Genomic DNA, 16,999 nt, shown 5'->3' with positions numbered 1-16,999 from the left:
AACGTCGAACGACATCGATTTCACCCCCTCGCCGATCTCGTGGCCGCGCCGAGCGCGGACCGCTTCTCCTTCCGCCGCCCCGGAGCGGGCGGCGAGCCTGGGACGGGAGGACGCCAGGCGTCCCCCACGACGTCGTCGAGCATCCACGGCCGCGCGTGCCGGTGGCGCAGCCGGAGGAGGAAGGCGACGATCCCGGCCGTACCGCCGAGGAACGTCGGGACGACCTTCGAGAAGGGGTCCGGCACGAGCAGCCTGCCGGAGCGGGTCACGGCTCTGGCCTCCAGGCATCCGGCCAGGTCCCCGGCCCAGCGCAGATACCGCTCGTCGGCCGTGAACCCGGCCATGTCGAGGAGGAACTCGCCGTCGCCCGGCAGGCCGTGGCACGGCACCGCCCCCGACTGCCAGCGGGTCCTGTGCACCGCGACCGCCGCCTGACCGGCGAGCCGAAGGGCGTCCGGGTCGCCGGTGGCGCGCCAGTAGCGGACGAGGAACGAGCCGATCCCCGACGAGCCGCTGCACCAGTGCGGCCGACGCGGCAGGACCGTCCGAGGATCCCCCGCGAGGGTGGGCCACCAGGCGGTGTCGCCGTCGACGTCGGCGTGCTCGTACAGGGCGCGGGCGACCTCGCGCACGGTCGCCATCCACTCCGGGCGGCCGAGGGTGACGGCGGCGTAGAGCAGCGCCGTGCCGACCCCGGCGATCCCGTGCGCGAAGCCGAGGTGGTCGGCGCCCGCGAGACCGGAGTCGAACGACTCCGGCGTCGGCCACCGAGGGTGCCCCATCCGGTAGGACCGCGCGCCGTGCAGGTTCTCGAACGTCTCCACGGCCCGCTTCCTGAGGACGGGGTCGCCCGAACGCAGGGCGAGGCGCAGCACCGTCATGCCGGACCCGGCCAGCCCGTGCGTCACGTCGGGGCTCGGGTGGTCCACCGGAAGCCGGGCCGCCGCTCGCAGTGCGAACTCCCTCGTCTCGTCGTCACCCGCGGCCTCCGCCGCCTCGTAGAGGGCCCAGACGGCTCCCGAGCGCCCGAAGTACAGGCCGGGGGGCCAGACGTCCTCGTCGGAGAGACGTCGGCGGAGCCACCCGGCCGCGACCTCCGCCGCGCCTCTCGCGTCCGCTGTGTCGTCTATGAAGGTGTCGCCCGTGGCGGTGCTGCCTGCGGCGGTGCTATCTGTGATGGTGCTGCCTGTGATGGTGTCGCTCGTGACGGTGTTGCCTGTGACGGTGTTGCCGGTGACCGCGCTGCCCGTGGTGATCGCGCGGGAGTCGAGCGTCAGGACGGCCAGGATGCCCGGTACGCCCCCGTTCACCGAGCACGGGTCCGCCTCGGCCCCGCCGGCCCCGCCGACCGCGTTGGGCCATGGCGACGGGCTGTCCTGCCGGGTGTCCATGGTCCCCACCAGCCGCGCGAGCCCGTCCGCCACCAGGAGGTCCGCCCGTCGTACCCCGTCCGCCCGTATCCCCGAGAGGACGGGACCGCCGAGGCCGCCCGCCCTGCCCGTCCCCCGCGCCGTCACGAGGTCGGTGGCGGGGGCCGGGGCGAGCGTGTCCAGATACCTCGCGCAGCGGTTCAGTGACCAGCGCTCCTCCGGTTCGGTGACCAGTCCCTCCACCAAGGGGCGGAGGAGGGCGAGGGTGGGGTTGGCCCCGGACACCGCGGCGACGTGGTCGAGGAGGCGCCGACCGCGGGCCGGGCCCGTCGTGCCGTCCTCGGGGAGCTCCAGCCCGGAGCCGGTCGCGAGGAAGTACGCCAGCCCGCCGAGGCCGAACAGGTCGGCCGTCTCTCCCGGCGCCGCCCGGAGTTCGCCGGTGTGCGGCACCAGCTCCGGGGCCAGGTAGCCGGGGGTTCCGCCGATCATGACGATGGCGCCCGGCACCGTCGCGTACTCCAGGTCGACGAGTCGCAGGTCACCGCCGGGCAGGAGCATCACGTTGTCCGGCGAGAGGTCGCGGAAGACGTGGCCGAGGTCGTGGACGGCCCGCAGCGCGTCGACGAGACGCCGCAGGATCGGCCGGACCTCGGCGGCACCGTTCCCGAAGCCGTCGCGTCCGAGGGGCCCGGCGTTCCCCTCGGACCAGCGTCGCAGCGTCGTCCCCGGCACGCGCTCCTCGACGAGGAACGCGTGGCCGCCCTGCTCGAAGAAGTCGACCACGGCCGGGACGACCCCGCTGGACGCCAGGGCCTCCAGCCGGGACCTCTCCGCCGCCAGCCGGTCGCGCGCGTCCCGGCCCCCGAGATCGGACGAGGCGTGCGGCCTGCCCTCCTTGATCACGACTTCGGCGCCGCTCTCGGTGTCCTCCGCGATGTACACGCCGCCCCTGTTGGCGTGTCGCACCGCCTCGCGGACCACGAAACGACCGTTCAGCATCACGGCGGGCCGCCGCTCCGGTGTCCCGGAGACCCCGGAGACGCGGTCCGTCGCTCCCGAGGCGCCGGGGGTGGTGAAGGGCGAGGTGGCGAAGGAGGGTGGGGAGAAGCGTGGCAGCCGCTCGTCGCGGATCGTCGTCCCTTCCGGCGTGCGGATCCGGATCTCGTAGAAACCGTCGTTGCCGAGCACCCGGTGCCCGCCGAAGGCCCCGTAGCGGTAGTGGACGATCCCGCCGGGCCGGTAGGGGTGGTCCGACAGGATCGCCGGACCGGGAAGCCCCCGGGTGGCCTGGTCGAGCAGCGGCGCCAGCCGGGCCGCCTCGGCGCTGCCCGCCGGGTAGGCGGTGACGAACTTCCCGGCCTGGGCGCGGGCGCAGTGGGGGGAGAGGAGCTCCCAGTAGTCACCCAGCCGCGCGGGGAACTTGAAGGCGCACCCCTCGGCGGCCAGCACTCGTACGACCCGCGAAAGCACGATCGGAGCGGAGAGCATCGTCGCGGAGACATGGAGTTTCCAGCCCTGCGCGGGCATCGCGTGTCCGCCGGGAACGACCAGGCACCAGAATTCCCCGTCGGTGACCGACCAGTCGCGGGCCGGGACCCGTCCGATCTCGGCGATCGCGATGTCACGCAGGAGGGCGCTGTCGCCCGGTGGGCTTTGCACGGGAGGTCATCCTTCGGCTGTCACGGTTCGACGTCACACGGGAAGTACGTCACACGAGAAGTTCAGGTCACGCGGGAAGTTTGGGTTATGCGGGAAGTTCGGGTTAATCGGGAATCCATGTCACGCGGGTAGGAGGGACGCGAGAAACGCGCGAGGTTTTCGCGTCCGGGGGCCGCGCCGATGGCGTGGGTTCCGCCGGGGGTGCGGCCACCGCTCCGCGTTACCAAGACGGGGTGTGGCCACCGCCCCGTGTCACCGGGACGGCGTCGTGGTGGTCGCGCATATGTGGGATCGGCGAGGCCGCCGCGTTCTTTTCCGCCTGTCGGCGCTGGGCAATACGAAAACACGCGGGATATGGGATGCGCCACGTAAAAGTACACACTTCTCGCCCGGCGAGAGTGGTCTGCCGTACATTTAATGCGCTTATTTCATATTCCCATATGTTAATTCCGGTCCGCCGTGACGTTGCATCAACGGGGTATCCCGGGAACGTCCGAAGTGAGTCGATTGGCGAGCTTCCCGGGCCCGTCCCGAATGCGCGGGTGTCGTTCCCGACCTGGGAAGACCTGTCCTGATATAGCGTCGCGTTCATGACCGAACTTGACGGCCGCCTTCGCGCGGTGTGCGACCTCGCCGTCTCCGGCGTCCGGGAAATGGCCGGGCGGCACGAGTACGACGGCCTGATCCAGGACCTGTCGCCGGAGGGGGTGCGCGCCGGGCTGGCCGCGCTGGGCCGGGGACCGCTGCCCGGCGACCCGTACGACGCGGCGCACCTGCAGATCTTCGAGGAGGCCGCGCGGGTACAGTTCGGCGAGCTGGAACTGCACCGCCGCAACCCCCTGGAGCACCTGGGCAACCTCGACCTGGCCGCCTACGACCGCGAGTACGCCCCCGAGGCCGAGCGGAACGCCGCCAAGCTCGCGCACCTGGCCCGCTGGCCCGAGGCGGTGGACGGCGCGATCGCCTCGCTCGACCTGCTCAGCGCCCCCGTCGCGACCGCCCTGCTCGGGCCGGTGCGCGGCCTGGCCGCCGGGGTGCCCGGGGACGCCGAGGAGAGCGTGCGCGAGGCGGCGTTCAGGTCCCACGCCCGGCTGGTGGAGCACATCGAGAAGGCCGCGCACGGCGGCGACCCGGACGCCTCCCTCGGCGCCGGAGGTCTCGCCAGGCTCATGAGCGCCGGTGAGGGCCTCCCGGTCGACCTGGGACGGCTCGCCGAGCGCGCCGACGCCGAGCGCGACCGCCTGATGGCCCGGCTGGCGGAGTCGTGCGCGGCGCTGGGATTCGCCGGACGGCCGCCGCTGGAGGTCGCGCGCGAGCTCGTCAGGCAGCACCCCGACCCCGACGGCGTGATCGAGGCGGCCAGGATCGGCACCGAGAGGGCGATCGCCTTCACCAGGGAGAAGGACCTGGTGCCCTACCACGACGGGGAGTGCCTGGTCGGCATCGCGCCCGAGTCGCGCCGGTGGGGCATGGCCATGCTGAGCTGGGCGGCGCCCGGTGAGCCCGACGGTCCTTCCTGGTACCACGTCACCCCGCCCGACCCCTCGTGGCCCGAACGCGACATCGAGGAGTGGCTGGAGGTCTTCAGCGAGACCACGCTTCCCGCGATCAACGTGCACGAGGTCGCCCCCGGCCACTTCTCCCACGGCCGCGCGCTGCGCCACGCCTCCTCCGACGTGCGGCGGACGCTGATGTCGCTCGCCTTCGCGGAGGGCTGGGCCCACTACGCGGAGGAACTCTGCGTCGAGGAGGGCTTCGCCCCCGACGACCCGCGCTTCGAGATCGGCGTGTGGCTGGAGGCGCTCATCAGGGTGACCCGGCTGGCCTGCGCGATCGGCGTGCACTCCGGCGCGATGACCGTCGAGGAAGGCGCCCGCCGCTTCGCCGCCGACACCCACCTCGCCGGTCCCGCGGCCCTGGCGGAGGCGGCGCGGGCCACCTTCGACCCCACCTACGGCCGCTACACCTGGGGCAAGCTGGAGATCCTCGACCTCCGCGACCGCGCCAGGGCCGAATGGGGGGCGGGCTTCGGCCTCAACCGCTTCCACACCGCCATGCTCGACCTCGGCTCCCCGCCCCTCGGCCTCCTCGGCCACGCCCTCACCGATACGTGACCGGTCGGCGCGGGGTCAGCGGTCGACGGCCGTGGCGCCGCCGTCGACGACCAGGTGGGTGCCGGTGATGAAGGACGCCTCGTCGCTCAGCAGGAACCGTACGGCCGCCGCGACCTCGGCGGGGCGGCCGAGGCGGCGGAAGAGCGACCTCTGGGTGAAGGACTCCAGATAGCGCGGGTCGCCGCCCGTGGCGGCGGTGAGCATCGGGGTGTCGACGTAGCCGGGGCAGACGGCGTTGACCCGGATCGGCGTCAGCTCGTGGGCCATGGAGCGGGTCAGGCCGAGCATCCCCGCCTTGGACGAGCAGTAGGCGGGGATGAAGGCCTGTCCGACCAGGCCCTCGATCGAGGAGATGCCGACGACCGCGGAGCCCTCCTGACGGCGCAGGTCCTCCAGCAGGGCCTTGACCAGCAGGGCGTGGGCGCGCAGGTTGACGTTGAGCACCGCGTCCCACGACGCCTCGGTCAGGTCGCCGACGGCCGTGGGGGCCGCGATCCCGGCCGCGTGCACGAGGCCGCCGATCGAGGGGAGGGCGTCGCGGCTGGCGGCGATCGCGGCGGGGAAGGCCGGGGAGTCTGTGACGTCGACGGGGACGGCGACCGCGCTGACGCCTTTCATCGCGGCGAACGACGCGGTCTCCTTGGCGCCCGCCTCGTTCAGGTCCCAGATCGCGACCGGGCGCCCCGCCTCGGCGAGCGCCAGCGCGCAGGCCCGCCCGATCCCCGACGCCCCACCGGTGACGACGACTCCGGTACCGGCCATCGGGTTACCTCCTCGACTCGTGATGGGCTTCACGTTAGCTTTGCGCCCAATCGGTCGCTAGGTACGGCACGAAGCGGAGCGGTGCGATGTGTGAACCGCCGGTCCCGAGGTACCACGACGCGTGAACCATCGGGCTGGAGGGAGCGCCATGCGTGAACTGTCGGGCAGGGTAGCGGTCGTCACGGGAGCGGGCAGCGGGATCGGGAGGGCGCTCGCACTGAGCCTGGCCGCCGAGGGGATGTCCCTCATGCTCGCCGACCTCGACCCGGGAGGTCTCGCGGAGACCGCCTCGCTGGTGGAGAAGAACGCGGCGAGGGGAGACGCGGGGGAGGGCGGGATCCCCGGGGGCGCCGGGGGCACCGGGGTTTCCGGGGGACCCGGAGGTCTCGGGGGCGTCGCGGCTTCCGGTGGTCTCGGAGGCGCTGGGAATTCCGGGGGCGTCGGAGGTCCCGAGGGTCCCGAGGGTCCCGGGGGTTCCGAGGGTCCCGGGGGTTTCGGGGGCAAGGTCCTCACCGAGATCACCGACGTCTCCGACCCGGTGGCCGTCGAGCACCTCGCCGACCGCACGTTCGGCGAGCTGGGCGCGGTCCACGTGCTGTGCAACAACGCGGGAGTCTTCCAGGGCGGCCGGATGTGGACGCGGGAGCCGGAGGACTTCGCCTGGCCGCTCGGGGCGAACCTGTGGGGCATGCTCCACGGGATCCGGGCCTTCGTGCCCCGCATGATCGAGCAGGACACCGAAGGGCACATCGTCAACACCGTCTCGGCCGCGGGACTGTTCGCCATCCCGTACTTCGGCCCCTATTCGATCTCGAAGTACGCCGCGCTCGCCGCCTCGCAGGCCCTCGCCCAGGACCTCGCGACGGCCGGTTCCAAACTCCGCGTGACCGCGCTGTGCCCCGGCGGGGTGCGTACCGACCTCAACCACTCCGGCCGCCACCGGCCGGAGAACCTCGTGGCCGCCGAGCGTACCGAGGACGAGGAGGTCTCCGCCGCGATCATCGACGGTCTGGTGGAGGGGGGTGTCGATCCGGCGGAGGTGGCGCTCGCGGCGGTGGCCGCGATCCGCGAGGAGCGTTTCCTGGTCCTCACCCACCCCGGCCACGCGGAGGCCCTGCGCGAGCAGACCGAGGCCCTGATCTCGGGGGCGCTGCCCTCGTTCCCCGACTACGAGCGGGCGCGCTGACGGGCGCCGATAGACTGGGCCCACCGCTCTGTTCCTTTTGGGGGTCTTGGTGTCTGAGTTCGACACGGTCCTGGTCGTCGACTTCGGCGCGCAGTACGCGCAGCTGATCGCGCGAAGGGTGCGTGAATGCCACGTCTACTCCGAGATCGTCCCCTCGACGATGCCGGTCGAGGAGATGATGGCGAAGAGGCCCAAGGCGATCATCCTGTCCGGCGGTCCCTCGTCGGTGTACGCCGAGGGCGCCCCCGCCGCCCCCGCGGGCCTGTTCCAGACCGGTGTGCCGACCTTCGGCATCTGCTACGGCTTCCAGATCATGGCCCAGGAGCTCGGCGGGGAGGTGGCCAGGACCGGCACCGCCGAGTACGGCGGCACCCACCTCGCCGTCGAGCGGCAGGGCGTGCTCTTCGCGGGGCTGCCCGCCGAGCAGTCGGTCTGGATGTCCCACGGCGACAGCGTCTCCGCCGCCCCCGAGGGCTTCACCGTCACCGCCGCGACCGCCCAGACGCCCGTCGCCGCCTTCGAGCACCCCGAGCTGGGCCTGTACGGCGTCCAGTTCCACCCCGAGGTCCTGCACTCCGAGCACGGCCAGGCCGTGCTGAAGCACTTCCTCGACGCCGCGGGCTGCCGCCCCTCCTGGACGATGCTCAACATCGTCGAGGACGCGGTCGAGGCGGTCCGCGCCCAGATCGGCCCCGAGGGCCGCGCCATCTGCGGCCTGTCCGGCGGCGTCGACTCCGCGGTGGCCGCGGCCATGGTCCAGCGGGCCATCGGTGACCGGCTGACCTGCGTCTTCGTCGATCACGGGCTGCTGCGCAAGGGCGAGGCCGAGCAGGTCGAGCGCGACTTCGTGGCCGTCACCGGCGTCAAGCTCCGCGTGGTCGACGCCCAGGAGCGCTTCCTGAAGGCGCTCGACGGGGTCACCGACCCCGAGGAGAAGCGCAAGATCATCGGCCGCGAGTTCATCAGGGTCTTCGAGGACGAGCAGCGCGCCATCATCGCCGACGGCCCCGTCGACTTCCTCGTCCAGGGCACCCTCTACCCGGACGTGGTCGAGTCCGGCGGCGGCACCGGCACCGCCAACATCAAGTCCCACCACAACGTCGGCGGCCTCCCCGACGATCTCCAGTTCTCGCTGGTGGAGCCGCTCCGCGCGCTGTTCAAGGACGAGGTGCGCCGGGCGGGGGAGGAGCTGGGCCTGCCCGCCGCCATGGTCTGGCGCCAGCCGTTCCCCGGTCCGGGGCTGGGCATCCGCATCGTCGGCGCGGTGAGCCGCGAGCGCCTGGAGATCCTCCGCGAGGCCGACGCCATCGCCCGCGAGGAGCTCTCCCGCGCCGGTCTCGACCGGGAGATCTGGCAGTGCCCGGTCGTCCTGCTCGCCGACGTCCGCTCGGTGGGCGTCCAGGGCGACGGCCGCACCTACGGCCACCCGGTCGTGCTGCGCCCGGTCTCCAGCGAGGACGCGATGACCGCCGACTGGTCGCGTGTCCCGTACGACGTGCTCGCCCGCATCTCCACCCGCATCACCAACGAGGTCCGCGAGGTCAACAGGGTGGTGCTCGACGTGACCAGCAAGCCCCCGGGCACCATCGAGTGGGAGTAGGCGCGGATGCCGGGGAGCGGGCCTCCCCGGCGGTTGGCGCCGTTTCGCGAGGTGCCGGGAGGTAAGTTGGGGCGGGTGTCCTCCACCACCCCCATCGGCACCCCCGGCGGCGCAGACTCCCCCAAGACCCCCGTCGCCCGCCTGGCGTGGCTCGACGCGTTGCGCGGCATCGGCGCGGTCGCCGTGTTGCTGGAGCACCTGCTGCCCTGGTTCATGCCCGCGCTGAGACCGTACTGGTTCAACCTCGGGATGTACGGCGTCCTGGTGTTCTTCCTGGTCAGCGGCTACATCATCCCGGTCTCGCTGGAGCGGCGCGGCGACGTCAGGGCGTTCTGGATCAGCCGGGTGTTCCGGCTCTACCCGATCTACCTGCTGGTCGCGGCGGCCGTCCTGGTGATGGCGATCTGGATGCCCGTCCGCGAGCAGGTGCCCAGGGACCTGTCGTCGGTGTCCGCGCACGCCACGATGCTGCTGGACGTGGTGCACCTGGGCGGCCTGGCCGACACCATGTGGACGCTCTCCTACGAGATGGTCTTCTACCTGGTCGTCACCGCGCTGTTCGTCGGCGGGGTGCACCGCGCGAGCGGGGCCTTCGCGGTGGGCTTCGGCGCCGTCGCGGTCGTGGCGGGGTTGCTGCTGACGGCGCCGCTGCTGAAGGGGCCCTGGCCCGCGTACGTGTCCGGCGTGGTGTTCTTCGCGGGCCTGGCGTGCCTGATCAGCGGCCGGTTCCAGAAGGCCGCCGCGTACGTCCTCGGCGCGATGGCGCTGGTGCTGCTGATCTTCTCGGGGTTCGTGCCGTGGCTGGGGGCGGCGATCCTCGCGGTGATGTTCGCCGGGACCGCGATCCGCCGCTGGGAGCAGGGCGCGGGCGGGCTCTGGCCCGTGGCGGCGGCGACCGTGCTCGTCGCGCTGGCCCCGGTCTGGTCCGGGCAGGCGGGCTGGTGGTGGGTGCGGCCAGGGCCGTGGTTCGCGACCATGGCGCTGGCCGGGGTGACGTTCGCGGGCGCGATGGCCCTGCGCGAGCGACGGCTGCCCCGCTTCCTCGTCTGGCTGGGCCTGGTCAGTTACTCGATCTACCTGCTGCACCACCCGCTGCTGCGGCTCACGCACGCCGTTGTCGGTGACGTACGGGACGCGGGGCAGGTGGTGCAGCTGTCACTGTCGGCGGCGTTCGTGCTGGTGGTGCTCGGCCTGAGCCTGCTCACCCACCGCTACGTGGAGCTTCCCATGCAGCGGCTGGGCAGGCGGCTGGCCCGGAGGCCGTCCACCAGCGAGGTCGCCTCCCCACGGTGACCCACGCACGGTGAGGGGTCGGTTCAGAGACCGTCCGAGGGCGACTGGGCGAAGTCGTCCGGGTCGCCGGTGGGCGACTCGGAGGGCAGGTCCTCGTCCTTCTCGGAGCCGACGGGGTAGACGTCTCCGGCCTTGGTGTCCTTGGCGCCGCGCAGCGAGGAGACCGCCACCATGTGGTAGCCCTGCTTCTGCAGCGCGGTCAGCAGCTTCGGCATCACCGTGACGGTCTGCTCCACCCAGTCGTGCATGAGGATGATCCCCTCACGCTTGGCGTTCTTGAGCACCTCGTCGTAGATGGCCTTCTCGTTCTTGGTCGCCCAGTCCCGTGAACCGCCGTTCCACAGGACGATCGGCATGCCCATCTCGGCGGCGATCGCCGAAACCCGCCCGTCGAGCTCGCCGTAGGGCGGGCGGATCGTCGTCGGGTACTTCCCGGTGGACTTCTTGACGATGTCCTGGGTCTTGGTCAGTTCCTCGCGGATCTTGTCTTCCGACAGTTCCCGCAGGTGCGGGTGGCTGTAGCTGTGGTTACCGATGTCATGGCCTTCGGTGACCATCCGCTTGGCGAACGCGGGGCGGGACTTCACGTACTGGCCCTCAAGGAAGAACGTCGCCTTGGACTTGTACTTCTTGAAGGTGTCGAGCAGCTTGTCCGCGTACTTTCCGGGGCCGTCGTCGAAGGTGAGCGCGATGCACTTCACCTTCGCGCAGTCCACGGGCACGGGCTTCGGGGTGGGGGTGGGCGTGGCCTTGGGGGCGGGCTTGGCCTTGCCCGCCGCGGTGGCCGTCGTCTTGGGCTGGTCCGCACTCCACGCGGTGGTCGGAACGGAAATCATGGCCAGCGCACAGGATGTGGCCAGCAGCATTCGGACAGGAGACTTCATGAGGGGAGCTCCGGGTCAAATCGACGTCGGTCGAGTGGGCATCCTATCGAGGTGCCTGATGCCTTCTGGGGCTGAAGCGTCACGATGTCCTGTGAAAGGCGCGCTCTCCCGTGACCGGGCCTCGGCGCATCGCCCAGCGCAAACTTGACGTTTTCCCAGGTCATGGGTGTGTATAACGGGCCGGGCGTGCCCCGGGCGTGCCCGATGATGGCATCGGCCCCCCGCCGGAGCACGCTGGGAAAACCATGACGATCAGTACGGTGAGCCCGAAACCGGTTGAGAAGGGGCGGAGGGCGATCCGTAGGGCGGCGGCCCGCGACCGGCGGTTCACGCTCGCCTGCTACGCGACCGCCCAGCTCGCGCTGCTCGGCTGGTGGCTCGGTTTCCATCCCGGGCTGATGAGCCCCGACTCCGTCACCTACGTCGCGCACGTCACGACGGGCCCCTGGGTGGCCGGGCAGTCGGTCGCCTACGACGCCCTGCTCGGGCTCTCCCTGAGGGTGACCGGCGGCCTCTCCGCGGTCACCCTCCTGCAGACGGCGGCGATGGCCGCCGCGCTGGCCCATCTGGCGGGCGCGATCCGGCCACTGGGGGGACGGAGGCGCCCGCTGCTCGTGGCGGTGGGATGCGCGGCGCTGTCGCCGCCGCTCGGCGCCTTCACGGTGTCGATGTGGAAGGACGTGCCGTTCACCGTGTGCGCCGTACTGGCCGCGGGCACCGCCGTGCGGCTCGCGACCCGATCCGGCATGTGGTCCGGCGTACGGTCCGGCGCGCGGGATGTGGCCGGGGCTGTCGCAGGGGGTGAGGATCGGGTATGGGATGCGGCCGGGTCTGTCGTAGAGGGTGTGGAGGGTGAGGACAGGGCGCGGGACGGGGCCGGGGCACGGGACGGGGCCAAAGCGCGGGGTGTGGGCCGGAGGCGGGGGCGGGACGCGGCCGGGCGCGGGGGTGGCGGGTGGGCCTGGGATCCGCGCTTCGCCGCTCTCGGGGCCGAACTGCTCGGGCTGGGGCTCTTCCGCAACAACGGCTTTCTCGTGGCGCTGATCGCCGCCGCCCTGCTGGTCGCGCTCCTGTCCGGCCGTCCGGGGGCCCGCCGATGGGTCGCGGCGCTGGCGGCCGGGGCGGTGGCGGCGCCCCTGCTCCTGCTGGGCGTCGGCTACCCGGCGATGGGCATCGCCGCACCGTCCCGCTCGTTCGCCTACCAGACGGTGTTCGGCGATCTCGCCGTGGCGTACGGGGAGAGGCCCCGGCTCTTCGACCAAGAACAGCGGGCGCTCCTGGCGGAGATCGCCCCGCTCGACGTCTGGCGGCAGGGGGCGACCTGCCAGACCATGGCGCGCGTCTTCTTCGATCCCGAATTCGGCCACACGCGGGCCGAGCAGCGGATCTCCGACGTCCTGGAGCTCTGGCGGGGACTGCTGGCCCGCGCGCCCGGCATGATCCTGAGCACCCGGATCTGCCGCGCCGCGCTCGCCTGGCGGGTCGGCTCGACCTCGGGCGAACCCGGCGGTGAGCTCTACCGCTTCTCCCTGGGGGATCCCCGGCTCCCCGACGGCTGGGAGGGCACCCCGGCGGCCTCGGCGATGCGGCAGCGGCCGATCCTCACCGGGCTGCTGGCCGCCGGGCTGTTCGCGCTGGACGCGAGCACGGCCGGGCAGCTCGAATGGCTGCTCTGGCGGGCGCCCTTCTGGTGTTACCTCGTCTACGCCACGGCCGCGCTCGTGTGGTGGCGGACGGGGAGCCGGGCGGCGCTCGCGGGGGCGGCCGTGGTCGCGGGGCAGCAGATCGGGGTGATCCTCACCAACACCGCGCCGGACTTCCGGTTCATGGTGTCGCCGATCTTCATCGGTGTCCTGTTCGTTCCGCTGCTCCTGCGGGAGGTGGGGGCCCTGTCGCCCCGTCGATGAGCGAGCCTCGGAGCCGCTCCGGTCCCCGCGCCCCCGTACCTCCCGCGGGTCCCGATGGTCCCGCCGGTCCGGTGCCGAGCGCGCCCGGTTCTGACCGGTCCGGTGCCGGGCGCGCTCGGTCTGAACGGCCCTGTGTCGGGCGCGCCCGGTTCTGAGCGGCCCGGTGCCGGGCGCGCCCGCCCGTCAGCGGTCGAGCTCCTCGAACAGCGCCTCCCACCGTTCCAGGACGTGGGGCAGCCGGTACCTCCTCATCCGTTCCCTGCCCCTCGCCCCCATCCTCCGGCGCAACTCGGCGTCGGACATGAGGCGCTCCAGCGCGGCGGCGAAGCTCCCGGTGTCGCCCGGCTCGGCCAGCATGCCGTTGTCCCCGTCCTCGACCAGGGTCCGTACCCCCGCCGAGGCGTCGCAGGCCACGGCGGGCAGCCCGCAGGCCGCGCCCTCGGCGAGCACCAGCCCCCACCCCTCGAAGTCGCTGCTCAGGGTGACGATGGAGGCGTCCAGGTACTCGGCCTCGACGTTCTCGACCTGCCCGCGGAAGACGATCCGGTCGCCGAACCCGGTCTGCGCGGCCTGCGCCTCCAGGACCGCCCGGAGCGGCCCGTCGCCGATGATGTGCAGCTCCCACGGCTCGGCGACGGCCGGGGCCGCGGCGGCGAAGGCGTCGATGAGCAGGTCGATCCGCTTCACCCTGACCAGCCGTCCCGCCGAGACGATCCGCGGGTTGCGCAGCGGGGCCGCCTCCTCGGGGAAGACGCTGACCGGGTTCAGCATGGTCCCGCAGTTGGCGAGCCGATGCGTGGTGAAGGACGCGGCGTAGTCGTCGCAGAGGAACAGCGCCTTGTCGAGGTGCGCGTAGTGCTTCTTGATCAGCCTGAGGTTCGGGGAGTCCACCGCCTCGGCGTACGACTGGTGGTACTGGCCGATCTTCGCGATGTGCGGCATGGGCAGGTCGGCGATCCAGTGGGCGGCCCAGGGCGAGGCGATGACCATGTAGCCGCCGTCGACCCGGTCCGTCAGCCGCAGCAGTTTCCGCCTGGCCGCGGTGACCTCCTCCGGGGTCCTTCTCTGCCTGGCCCTGCGCCACGGGAGCGAACGGGCGGCGGGTTCGGGGGCGGGCGTGTCGTACAGCGTGGCGTGCCGGTAGAGGGGGTCGGCGACGTAGGTCTGCGGCTGCCGGGAGGGGCTGATGCTGACCAGGGTCACCCGGTGCCCGCGCGAGCCGAGGCCCTGGGCCAGGGTGTGGATGACCCGCTGGGACCCGCCCATCGAGTCGCCGTCGGTGCTGAGGAAGAAGATGTCACGCGATCTCATCTCATGACCTCCGGGAAGAACGCGTCCACGACCCTGCCGCTCGCCTCTCCGTCGTCGAGACCGCACCAGCGGTCGCGGAACCGCGCGTAGCGCGGCCCGTAGCTCTCGGTGATCTCGGCGAGGTGCTCCAGCGCCCCGGCCAGTTCCTCGGGGTCGCGCAGCAGCGGCCCGGGGGCGACCTCGGCCAGGTCGAAGCAGACCCCTCGCTGAGAGGAGGCGTAGCGCTCGTAGTCGTCGACGTAGTAGAGGATCGGCCTGCCGAGACAGGCGTAGTCGAACATGATCGAGGAATAGTCCGTCACCAGGACGTCCGAGGCGAGCATGAGGTCGTTGACCTCGGGGAACGCCGAGGCGTCCCGGACGAGGTAGCCGAGCGGGTCGGGCACCGCGAAGCGGTCGTACTGGTGGGCGCGGACGAGGATCACCCAGTCCGGGTGCAGCGCCCCGGCGAGGGCGGGCAGGTCGAGCCGGATCGAGTCACCGCTGAAACGCCTGCTGTCGCGGTAGGTGGGCGCGTAGAGGATCACGCGCTTTCCCGCGGGGATCTCGAAGAACTCCCTCACCCGTCGCGCCCGCTCGCGCTGCGCGGGTTCCATGTGCCGTACCAGCACGTCGGTACGCGGGTAACCGGCGTGGAGCAGCTCGCCCTCGAACCCGCTGGCCTCCGCGAAGTCGCGGCGGAAGTCGGGGCCCGGCGTGAGCAGCGTGTCCCAGCGCGCCACCGCCTCGGCGTACTTCTTGGCCAGGGACGGCTGCGCCCGGTGCCGGGGCTCGTCCAGTCCCATCTTCTTGAGCACCTGACCGTGCCAGGTCTGCAGGTAGCGGGTGCCGCCGCGCTTGCGGTAGCAGTACGGGAGGTTGTGGCTGTCCACCCAGTGCCCGGCGCGCGCCAGGGTCCAGGCGTAGCGGAAGGTGTCGCGCCGGACGAGGTCGACGTCCTCGGGGAAGCGTTCGGGGACGTCCGCGTGGGACCAGACCGCACGCAGGCCGGTCGCGCGCCGCTGCAGTTCCTCGTGGACGTAGCGCGGGTTGCCGGTGTAGCCGGTGCCCTCGGCCGACTCGAACAGCACCAGGCGGCGGTTCACCGGCACCGTCGTGCTGACCAGCCGGTAGAAACGGCCCAGGTTGCGGGGGGTGGCGAGGTCGGACAGCAGGTCCCGCCAGAGTTCCGGCACGTTCGGGAAACGCCGTTTGGGCGCGGTGCCGAGCCTGCGCGCCATGAGACGGAACGGGATGTCGGCGGACGCCTCAAGGACCAGACGGCCCGAGTTCACCGTGCCCACGGAGGTGAACGACAGCCCCGGGATCGCGAGGAGGGGCCTGAGGTTGCGGCGCTCGCCCTCGTGGAGCGAGATCGTGACCGCCTGCGGCCTGACGACGCTGTCCGGCCACTCCAGGTCGGGCAGGGAGATCGTCACCGTCCCCTCCAGGATTCCCGTCCCGTCGGGGGGAGCCCCCGTCATCCGAGGGATCCTCCTGATCTCCGGTTCCTCCGGGTCCCACTGTCCTTCGAGCCCCCTCGGGGCCTGCTCCTCCCGTTCCCCCGGCGTCTCGATCACGACGGGTGCCATCTGGACGGGGATCGAGGTGATCATCCTCTTCCTGCCGCCGATGCGGAGCCACGCGGTCAGCGTGCGGCCGTCGAGCACCCGGCCCGGGTCGTAGGTCCGCAGGCGCAACCGGACCTGGTCCCTCGACGCCTGCAGATCGACGAGCTCGTGCCGGAGCAGCGCGCCGGACAGCGGCTGCTCCGCCAGGTGCAGCTCGGTGACGTCCAGCTCGCTGCGGGCCTGCTCGTCCCGTGGGAGCGTCGTCCCCCAGAACACCCGCTCGCCGTCCGCCGTGACCGCCCGGGGCGGGACGGAGTGCCTGCCCCCCAGCTCGACGGCCGCGAGCGCCGCCTCCGCTCCGCGCCGCTCGCGGACGAGCTGGAGGCACACCCGCTCCGCCCGGGTGAGCCGCTCGATCGCGGCGGGTTCGAGCGTGTCCACGTACGGGATGACGATGTCGGCGAACTCGGAGATCCACGCCGGGTCGCGCTGGGGCAGGTCGCCCAGGTAGAGCCGGAGGTCGTGGGAGAGGAAACGGAAGTCCTTGTCCTCCTTGAGGTCGAGGGAGTGGGTGCCCGCCAGTACGTGGTCGCTCAGGACGGCGGCGGTGACGCGCTGGCGCACGTTCTCCAGCTCGTGCCGCCGGGACGAGATCGACCTGGTGACGGGCGTGGCGGCGAGCAGCCAGCGGTAGACCGGCCACGGTACGACGGCGAACAGCTTGCTGCGGCAGAACAGCTCCGTCGACCAGACGATGTCCTCGTGGTGGATCTCCTCGGGGAAGCGGATGCCGATGACGTCGAGGAAGGTCCGCCGGTACAGCTTGTTGGTGGCCAGGCAGTTGAAGAGGAGCTCGGGTTCGGCGCGGATGCCGTCCACGACCCGCCGTTCCGCGAACAGCTGGGGGTACCAGAGGGTGACGGTGCCGGTCGCCTCGTCGACGCGCTCCACGGTGCCCATGACGAAGTCGGCGCCGGTCGCCTCCGCCTCCAGCAGCAGGCTCTTGCAGGCGTGCCGGGGCAGCTCGTCGTCGCTGTCGAGGAACATCAGGAAGGGGGAGCGGGAGGCGTCCATGCCCGCGTTGCGCGGCGCGCCGCAGCCGCCGCTGTTGGCGGGCAGCCGTACGTAGCGGACCCGGTCGTCCTCCTCGGTGAGCGCCTTGGCCACCGAGGGGGTGTCGTCGTCGGAACAGTCGTCCACGACGATCACTTCGAGGTTCTTGAGCGTCTGGCCGAGGACGGAGCGTACGGCACGGGGTAACCGGGCCGCGTCGTTGTAGGTGATGACGATCACGCTGACGTCCGGGACCGTGTATCGCTGTGCTGTCATGATGCGCAACTCCAGGGCGGCTGGGAGGAGAGCC

10 protein-coding genes are annotated in these 16,999 nt (G+C 72.1%); 5 read left to right on the top strand and 5 right to left on the bottom strand.

From position 1 onward, the window contains the following. Positions 1-20: 20 nt before the first annotated feature. Positions 21-3,029, bottom strand: coding sequence for a class IV lanthionine synthetase LanL (gene lanL, locus ABD817_RS00255; protein ID WP_344913555.1), 3,009 nt, complete (start codon positions 3,027-3,029; stop codon positions 21-23). Between the two features lie 590 nt (positions 3,030-3,619). Between lanL and ABD817_RS00250 the strand changes: the two genes are divergently transcribed. Then, positions 3,620-5,143 (top strand): DUF885 family protein, encoded by a 1,524-nt coding sequence (locus tag ABD817_RS00250; protein WP_344913552.1) that lies wholly within the window; start codon positions 3,620-3,622, stop codon positions 5,141-5,143. 15 nt (positions 5,144-5,158) lie between these two features. On the opposite strand, the gene ABD817_RS00245 is transcribed toward ABD817_RS00250, so the two are convergent. After that, positions 5,159-5,905 carry an SDR family NAD(P)-dependent oxidoreductase gene (locus tag ABD817_RS00245; RefSeq protein WP_344913549.1) on the bottom strand — a complete coding sequence of 249 codons (747 nt, stop codon included), beginning with the start codon at positions 5,903-5,905 and terminating at the stop codon, positions 5,159-5,161. Between the two features lie 148 nt (positions 5,906-6,053). On the opposite strand from ABD817_RS00245, the gene ABD817_RS00240 reads away from it, so the two are divergent. The 3 genes from ABD817_RS00240 to ABD817_RS00230 all read left to right on the top strand — a co-directional run bounded on the left by ABD817_RS00240 (position 6,054) and on the right by ABD817_RS00230 (position 9,984). Then, positions 6,054-7,091, top strand: coding sequence for an SDR family NAD(P)-dependent oxidoreductase (locus ABD817_RS00240; protein ID WP_344913546.1), 1,038 nt, complete (start codon positions 6,054-6,056; stop codon positions 7,089-7,091). 28 nt (positions 7,092-7,119) lie between these two features. Then, the gene (gene guaA / locus ABD817_RS00235; RefSeq protein WP_425583258.1) at positions 7,120-8,691 is read left to right on the top strand and encodes a glutamine-hydrolyzing GMP synthase; all 1,572 of its coding nucleotides are present in this window, start codon (positions 7,120-7,122) and stop codon (positions 8,689-8,691) included. Positions 8,692-8,766: 75 nt separating this feature from the next. Then, a complete protein-coding gene (locus ABD817_RS00230; RefSeq protein ID WP_344913540.1) occupies positions 8,767-9,984 on the top strand; it encodes an acyltransferase family protein in 1,218 nt (405 codons plus the stop codon). Between the two features lie 23 nt (positions 9,985-10,007). Here ABD817_RS00230 and ABD817_RS00225 read toward each other — a convergent pair whose 3' ends face one another. Beyond that, the gene (locus ABD817_RS00225; RefSeq protein WP_344913537.1) at positions 10,008-10,868 is read right to left on the bottom strand and encodes a polysaccharide deacetylase family protein; all 861 of its coding nucleotides are present in this window, start codon (positions 10,866-10,868) and stop codon (positions 10,008-10,010) included. Between the two features lie 260 nt (positions 10,869-11,128). Between ABD817_RS00225 and ABD817_RS00220 the strand changes: the two genes are divergently transcribed. Then, positions 11,129-12,775 (top strand): hypothetical protein, encoded by a 1,647-nt coding sequence (locus ABD817_RS00220; RefSeq protein WP_344913534.1) that lies wholly within the window; start codon positions 11,129-11,131, stop codon positions 12,773-12,775. A gap of 183 nt (positions 12,776-12,958) precedes the next feature. On the opposite strand, the gene ABD817_RS00215 is transcribed toward ABD817_RS00220, so the two are convergent. Then, complete coding sequence (locus ABD817_RS00215; protein ID WP_344913531.1) at positions 12,959-14,086, bottom strand: glycosyltransferase; 1,128 nt, start codon at positions 14,084-14,086, stop codon at positions 12,959-12,961. Further along, complete coding sequence (locus ABD817_RS00210; RefSeq protein WP_344913528.1) at positions 14,083-16,965, bottom strand: CDP-glycerol:glycerophosphate glycerophosphotransferase; 2,883 nt, start codon at positions 16,963-16,965, stop codon at positions 14,083-14,085. The genes ABD817_RS00215 and ABD817_RS00210 overlap by 4 nt, the downstream gene beginning before the upstream one ends. Positions 16,966-16,999: the final 34 nt, after the last annotated feature.

The organism is Streptosporangium oxazolinicum (assembly GCF_039537505.1).
In the GTDB taxonomy this organism is placed as follows: domain Bacteria; phylum Actinomycetota; class Actinomycetes; order Streptosporangiales; family Streptosporangiaceae; genus Streptosporangium; species Streptosporangium oxazolinicum.
The sequence above is the reverse complement of the archived record's forward strand: the minus strand, read 5'-3'. Positions and strand labels throughout refer to the sequence as shown.